Genomic DNA, 6,861 nt, shown 5'->3' on the forward strand with positions numbered 1-6,861 from the left:
AGCCGGCCGCGGTCGCCGGGGGCGGTCAGGGCGCAGGCCGCGGCGAGGTGGCCGAGCCGCAGCCGGCGGCGGCCGTCCAGGCCGCGGTGCAGGCCGGCCAGGTAGCCGGCGGCGAAGGCGTCGCCGGCACCGGTCGGCTCGACCACCTCGACGGCGAGCGCCGGCTCGGTGACGGCGGCGCCCGAGCGGTCCAGGGCGGTGACCCGGTGGCCGGCGTCCTTGACGACGACGGTCGCGGGGGAGGGGAAGGCGGCCCGCAGCGCGGCCGGGTCCCCGGTGCCGAGGGCTTCGGCGGCCTCGTCCGCGCCCAGCAGCAGGACGTCGGCGGCGTCCAGCAGGTCGGGCAGCACCGCCGGGTCGCGGCCGTGCCAGAGCGCGGGGCGCCAGTTGAGGTCGAGGGAGACCAGGCGGCCGGGCCGCCGGTCGGCGAGCAGCGCGCGGACGAGTGCCAGGCAGTCGTCGGAGAGCGCCGCGGTGATGCCGGTCAGGTGCAGCAGCCGGGCGCCGGCCAGCAGCCGGGCGGCGGCCGGGTCGGCCAGCAGCGCGGGGGAGAGCGCCGAGGCGGCGGAGCCCGTCCGGTAGTAGTGCAGCCGGCTGCGGCCCGGACCGAGGTCGTGCGGCAGCGCCGAACCGCCGGTCTCCTTGACGTAGAGGCCGGTGCGGCGGTGCGGGTCCACCGCGACGGCCGAGACGTCCACCCCGCAGGCGGCCAGATCGGCGGTGACCATGCGCCCGAACCCGTCGTCGCCGACCCGGCCGATCCAGGCCGCCGGCACACCCAGAGCGGCCAGCGCGCACGCCGTGTTGGACTCCGCGCCGCCCACCGCCGGCCGGAAGCCGCCCGCGGCCTCCAGCGGGCCCGCGGCGTTCGGCAGCAGCACCGCCATCGACTCGCCCAGGCACACGGCCCACGGGCCGGGCGACCGCTCCGCCATCCGCCGCACTCCCTTTGCCCGCGCGCCCCTCGGACACGCCCGTCTCGTTGACCGCGCTTCGGCGTGAATGTTAGAACCGTCGTGGCACTATCCGCAACGCAGGTTGCGAATAACGCAACATTGCAGGTGAGGAGTGGTCTGGTGGCCGATCTGGTGATCCGCGGCGCCACCGTCGTGGACGGCACCGGCGCCCCGCGCCGCCGCGCGGACGTCACCGTCACCGACGGCCTGATCGACACCGTCGGCGTCCCCGGCGAGCACCTCACCGCCCGCCGTGCGCTCGACGCGGACGGCCTCGTCCTCGCCCCCGGCTTCGTCGACATGCACACCCACTCCGACCTGCGCCTGCTCGTCGAACCCGGCCACCCCTCCCGGATCACCCAGGGCGTCACCTGCGAGGTCCTCGGCCAGGACGGCCTCTCCTACGCACCCGTCGACGACACCACCCTGCCCGCACTGCGCCGCCAACTCGCCGGCTGGAACGGCGACCCCGACGGCTTCGACTGGAACTGGCGCACCGTCGGCGAGTACCTCGACCGGCTCGACACCGGCACCGCCGTCAACACCTGCTACCTGGTGCCGCACGGCACCGTCCGGATGCTCGCCATGGGCTGGGACGACCGCCCGCCGACCGGGGCCGAACTCGACCGGATGCGCGCCCTGGTGGCCGACGGCCTCGCCGAGGGCGCGGTCGGCCTGTCCAGCGGGCTCAGCTACCCGCCCGGCATGTACGCCGGAACGGCCGAACTCACCGCGCTCTGCGAGGTGGTGGCCGCCGCCGGCGGATTCCACGCCCCGCACCAGCGCTCCTACGGCGCCGGCGCGCTGGAGGGCTACGCCGAGATGATCGCGATCGCCCGCGCCTCCGGCTGCCCGCTGCACCTCACCCACGCGACCATGAACTTCGAGGTCAACCGCGGCCGGGCCGGCGAACTCCTCGCCCTGGTCGACGCGGCCCTCGCCGAGGGCCTCGACATCACCCTCGACAGCTACCCCTACCTCCCCGGCTCCACCACCCTCGCCGCGCTGCTGCCCGGCTGGGCCGCCGCCGGCGGACCGGACGCGACCCTCGCCCGGCTCGGCGACCCGGCCGCCCGCGAGCGCATCCGTACCGCCCTGGAGGAGACCGGCAGCGACGGCTGCCACGGCGTCACCGCCGACTGGCACACCGTGCAGATCTCCGGCGTCGGCGACCCGGCCCTCGCCGCCCTGGTCGGCCGCACCGTCGCCGAGGTCGCCGCCGCGGACGGCACCACCGGCACCGAGGCCTTCCTCGACCTGCTGCGCCGCGACCGCCTCGCCACCACGATCCTCCAGCACGTCGGCGACGAGGCGAACGTCCGCGCCGTGATGCGACACCCCGCGCACACCGTCGGCAGCGACGGCCTGCTCGTCGGCGACCGGCCGCACCCCCGGGCCTGGGGCACCTTCGCCCGCTACCTCGGCCACTACGGCCGGGACGAGGGCGTGCTCACCCTGGAGGAGGCGATCGCCCGGATGACCGGCCGCCCGGCCCGCCGCCTCCGGCTCCACCGCCGCGGCCTCGTCCGCCCCGGCCACCACGCCGACCTGGTGCTGCTCGACCCGGCGACCGTCCGCGACACCGCCACCTTCGACCACCCGCGCCGAGCGGCCGCCGGGATCGCCCACGTCCGGGTCAACGGCACCGCCGTCCTGGACGACGGCCGTCCCACCGGAGCGCTGCCCGGTCGCACCCTGCGCCGCACCGCCGACGGCACCCGCGCCCGGTGAACCGCCGGGTACGGCACGCCTGCCCGCCCGAACCGAGGAGCCCGAATCCCGTGACCGCACCCACCGCCACCACCCCCGGCGCCGCCGCAGCCGCCGCCGCCCTGCGGGCCGCTCTCGCCGCCGAGCGGGTGATCGCCGTGGTCCGCGCGCCGCGGATCCCGGACGCCGCCGAGCTGTGCGCGGCACTGGCCGCCGGGGGCATCGACCGGGTCGAACTCACCTTCACCACACCGGAGGTGACGGCACACCTGCGGCACGCGGCCGGGGCCGGGCACCGGATCGGGGTCGGTACGGTGCTGACCGCCGAGCAGGCCGAACGCGCGGTGGACGCCGGTGCGGGTTTCCTGGTCACCCCGGGGTGCCGCCCCGAGGTCGCCGCCGCGGCCGGGCTGGCCGGTGTCCCGGTCGTGCTCGGCGCGCTCACCCCGACCGAGGTGGCGCAGGCCGTCGACCTGGGCGCCGCCGCGGTCAAGGTCTTCCCGGCCCGCGTCTTCGGCCCCGGCTACTTCGCCGATCTGCGCGGCCCCTACCCCGACGTCCCGCTGGTCGCATCCGGCGGCGTCGACACGGGCAACGCCGCCGCCTTCCTCGACCACGGCGCCCTCGCCGTCTGCGCCGGCTCCGGGGTCGTCCCCCCGGCCGCCGTCGCCGCCGCCGACTGGCCGGAGATCACCCGACGGGCCCGGGCCTTCACGGCGGCGCTGGCGGTACCCGCCGGGTGACGACGCCGGAGGTCAGGCGCCGCAGGGCTCGTGCGGCCGCTCGCGCTCGGAGGAGTACAGGTGGCTGTCGCGGAACTGCTCGGCGCCGAGGGTCCGGCCGACCAGGATGACGGCCGTCCGCAGCACACCGGCGGCCTTCACCTGCTCGGCGATGTCGCCGAGGGTGCCGCGCAGCACGAGCTCGTCGGGGCGGCTGGCCATGGCGACGACGGCGGCCGGGCAGTCGGCGCCGTAGTGCGGCAGCAGCTCCTCGACGACGCTGTCGACGTAGCGGGCGGCGAGGTGCAGCACCAGCAGGGCGCCGCTGCGGCCGAGGGTGGCGAGGTCCTCGCCCTCGGGCATCGGGGTGGCCTGCCGGGAGACCCGGGTGAGGATGACGGTCTGACCGACCGTCGGCACGGTCAGTTCCCGCTTGAGCGCGGCCGCCGCGGCGGCGAAGGCGGGCACGCCCGGCACCACCTCGTACGGGATGCCGAGCGCGTCGAGGCGCCGCATCTGCTCGGCGACGGCGCTGAACACCGAGGGGTCGCCGGAGTGCAGCCGGGCCACGTCCCGGCCCTCCTCGTGGGCGCGGGCGATCTCGGCGACGATCCGGTCGAGGTCCAGGTTCGCGGTGTCCACCAGCCGTGCGTCCGGCGGGCATTCGGCGAGCAGTTCGCGCGGCACCAGGCTGCCCGCGTACAGGCACACCCCACAGGCGGCCAGCGTGCGCTGCCCGCGGACGGTGATCAGGTCGGCGGCACCGGGGCCGGCCCCGATGAAGTAGACGGTCACTGCTCCTCCTCCACGCCGGCCCGGCCGGCCTCGGACGTCTTGACGGCCGACCACTGGGTGACCGGCATGGCCTGCCGCCAGCCGGTGAACCCGCCGACCGGTACGGCGTGCGCGACCGCCAGCTTCACCAGCTCCCCGCCGTGCCGGCGGTACCACTCGGTGAGCAGCGCCTCGGACTCCAGCGTGACGGTGTTGGCGACCAGCCGGCCGCCCGCGGGCAACGCGTCCCAGCAGGCCTGCAGCAGGCCGGGCGCGGTCAGCCCGCCGCCGATGAACACGGCGTCCGGCACCGGCAGTCCGGCCAGCGCGTCGGGCGCCCGGCCGGTGACGACCTCCAGCCGCGGCACGCCGAGCGTGTCGGCGTTGCGCCGGATCCGGTCGGCCCGGACGGCGTCCCGCTCCACGCTGACGGCCCGGCAGCTGCGGTGCGCCCGCAGCCACTCCACGGCGATCGAGCCGGAGCCGCCGCCGATGTCCCAGAGCAGTTCTCCGGCGGCGGGCGCGAGCGCGGCGAGCGTCGCGGCCCGGACATGGCGCTTGGTCAGCTGGCCGTCGTGCTCGTACGCGTCGTCCGGCAGCCCGGGGACGAGCTGCGCCCGCGGACCCGCGCACTCCACGGCGACGATGTTCAGCGGATCGGCGGCCGGGTGCGGCCAGTCGGCGGCGGTGCCGTCGAGGACGCGTTCGCTTCCGCCGCCGAGCTGTTCGAGCACCCGTAGCCGGCTGGCGCCGAAGCCGCGTCCGGTGAGCAGCGCGGCGACCTCGGCGGGGGTGCCGGCGCCGGCGCTGAGCACCAGCAGCCGCCGCCCGTCGGACAGTGCGGCGTTGAGGTTCGCCAGCGGGCGGCCGACCGCGCTGACCACCTCGGTGTCCTCCTGCGGCCAGCCGAGGCGCGCGCAGGCGTAGGCGACGGAGGAGGGGTGCGGCAGCACGTGCAGCCGCTCGGCGCCGACCGTCTCGGCGAGGGCTCGGCCGATGCCGTGGAACATCGGGTCGCCGCTGGCGAGGACGCACAGCCGCCGGTCGCCGTGCTCGGCGAGCAGACCGGGTACGGCGGGCCGCAGCGGGCTCGGCCAGGCCACCCGTGCGGCGGTGACCTCCGGCGGCAGCAGCTCCAGCTGGCGTGGTCCGCCGAGGACGGTCGCGGCCCCGAGCAGCGCCTCCCGGGCGGTGGGCGCGAGGCCGTCCCAGCCGTCCGCACCGACCCCGACGACGGTGATCACGGACGCGGGCACGGCGGTGGCCAAGGGGACTCCTTGCAGCTCGGACGGGGCAGCGGCAGCCTACCGGCCGCTCCCCGCCCCGTCGCCGGCCGAAGGCCGAACCCGCCCACGATCACCTGCGACGTTCGCCACACCGCGGCCCGCACCGGCCGCCCCACCACCCCTCAGGGCCGGTACGGCAGCTGCGGGACGTCGTAGCAGTTGGTGGCCATGTCGGGCACCTGGGTGACCCAACCGCCGTGCCCGTCCTGGGCGGAGTCCTCCCAGCGGGCGGCGTTGAGGCAGGCCCTGAGCAGCCCGGTCGGCCGCGGGGTCGGGACGAAGTCGGCCGGGAGCAGCAGGCCGTGCGCGTCGTAGGGGGTGCTGCGGTTCATGAAGTCCTCGACGCAGCCGCGGGTGAGGTCGGCGCCGCAGGAGTCCATCGCGTCGGTGAGCCACTGCGCCCCGGCCCAGCCCTCCAACTCCCAGGCGGAGAGCAGCCCCTCGCGCTCGGGGTAGTACGTGGCCATCGCCTTGCGGAAGGCCTGCACGGCCGGTTGGCGGGTGTCCTCGTAGTTCTGGCTGGAGGAGGTCGCCCACAGCACCGACCGGCAGCCGGGGGAGTCCTTGTAGTCGGTGCCGACGGTCGCCGTCCAGTTCTGCACGTTGGTGACCTTGGCCTTGAGGCGCACCCCGGCGGCGTCCAGGGCCTGGCAGAGCCCGGCGTTGCCGCGGGTGTCCATGGCGTCGAAGAGCAGCTCGGTGCCGTCGGCCTTCATCGCCGCGGCGACCGCCTGGAAGCCGGGCAGCGCCAGGTCGACGGTCTGGTTGAGCACCCGGTACCCCTCGGCCTTCAGCGCTTCGGTCAACTGCCGGGCGTAGCGGGCCGAGTCGGCCTGGTCGTAGGCGACGACGGCGGCGCTGCGGGCGCCGAGCTTCTCCTTGAAGAACCGGTACACCTCGGTGCTCTGGTAGAGGACGCCGTCCCAGCCGACCGAGCGGCCGTCCCGCGGGGCGCTGCTGCCGTAGATGCCGTACAGGTGCGGCCACTGGTCGTAGGCGGTGCCGATCGGTTGGCCGCCGACGTCCGGCACGCCCTTGGCGCTGACGTAGGGGGCTCCCGCGTAGACCAGGACGCTGCCGGAGACCAGGGCGAAGACCTTCTCCTTGTCGATCATCCGGTGGACGCAGTCCTGGTTGCCGATGCCGCTGCCGCCGTCGTCGCAGGTGACGACCTGCACCGTCCGGCCGTGCACCCCGCCGGCGTCGTTCAGGGCCTTGAAGAAGGCGAGGGCGCCGAAGCGCGGCCCGGCGAAGGTCTCCGAGCCGACGGGGCTGGTGAGCGAGGTGATGATGCCGATCTTGACGCTGCGGGCGTCGGCGCCCGCGTACTCCGCCCAGCGCAGCCGGTTCGGCCCCAGCACCTCGACGAAGCCGGGGAAGCCGCCGCGGTGCGAGGCGTCCACCCGGCCGTCC

General features: G+C 76.3%; 6 protein-coding genes. 2 read left to right on the forward strand and 4 right to left on the reverse strand.

Features of this window, described 5'->3' with window-relative positions; genetic code table 11:
• On the reverse strand, window positions 1–935 hold a 935-nt coding region (locus tag ABZ641_RS21530; RefSeq protein ID WP_359983995.1), incomplete at its 3' end, for a sugar kinase.
• A gap of 141 nt (window positions 936–1,076) precedes the next feature.
• Here ABZ641_RS21530 and ABZ641_RS21535 point away from each other — a divergent pair.
• A complete protein-coding gene (locus ABZ641_RS21535) occupies window positions 1,077–2,687 on the forward strand; it encodes a D-aminoacylase (RefSeq protein ID WP_359983997.1) in 1,611 nt (536 codons plus the stop codon).
• Window positions 2,688–2,737: 50 nt separating this feature from the next.
• On the forward strand, window positions 2,738–3,409 hold the full coding sequence (locus tag ABZ641_RS21540; RefSeq protein WP_359984000.1) for a bifunctional 4-hydroxy-2-oxoglutarate aldolase/2-dehydro-3-deoxy-phosphogluconate aldolase: 672 nt from the start codon (window positions 2,738–2,740) through the stop codon (window positions 3,407–3,409).
• A gap of 12 nt (window positions 3,410–3,421) precedes the next feature.
• On the opposite strand, the gene cobM is transcribed toward ABZ641_RS21540, so the two are convergent.
• From cobM to ABZ641_RS21555, 3 genes are all read right to left on the reverse strand, one after another.
• The gene (cobM, locus tag ABZ641_RS21545; protein ID WP_344621535.1) at window positions 3,422–4,183 is read right to left on the reverse strand and encodes a precorrin-4 C(11)-methyltransferase; all 762 of its coding nucleotides are present in this window, start codon (window positions 4,181–4,183) and stop codon (window positions 3,422–3,424) included.
• Window positions 4,180–5,430 (reverse strand): precorrin-6y C5,15-methyltransferase (decarboxylating) subunit CbiE, encoded by a 1,251-nt coding sequence (gene cbiE, locus ABZ641_RS21550; RefSeq protein ID WP_359984003.1) that lies wholly within the window; start codon window positions 5,428–5,430, stop codon window positions 4,180–4,182. The genes cobM and cbiE overlap by 4 nt, the downstream gene beginning before the upstream one ends.
• Window positions 5,431–5,570: 140 nt before the next feature.
• On the reverse strand, window positions 5,571–6,851 hold the full coding sequence (locus ABZ641_RS21555; RefSeq protein WP_359984006.1) for an ABC transporter substrate-binding protein: 1,281 nt from the start codon (window positions 6,849–6,851) through the stop codon (window positions 5,571–5,573).
• Window positions 6,852–6,861 lie beyond the last annotated feature (10 nt).

The sequence above is a fragment of the Kitasatospora sp. NPDC007106 genome, assembly GCF_040634455.1.
GTDB lineage: Bacteria > Actinomycetota > Actinomycetes > Streptomycetales > Streptomycetaceae > Kitasatospora > Kitasatospora arboriphila.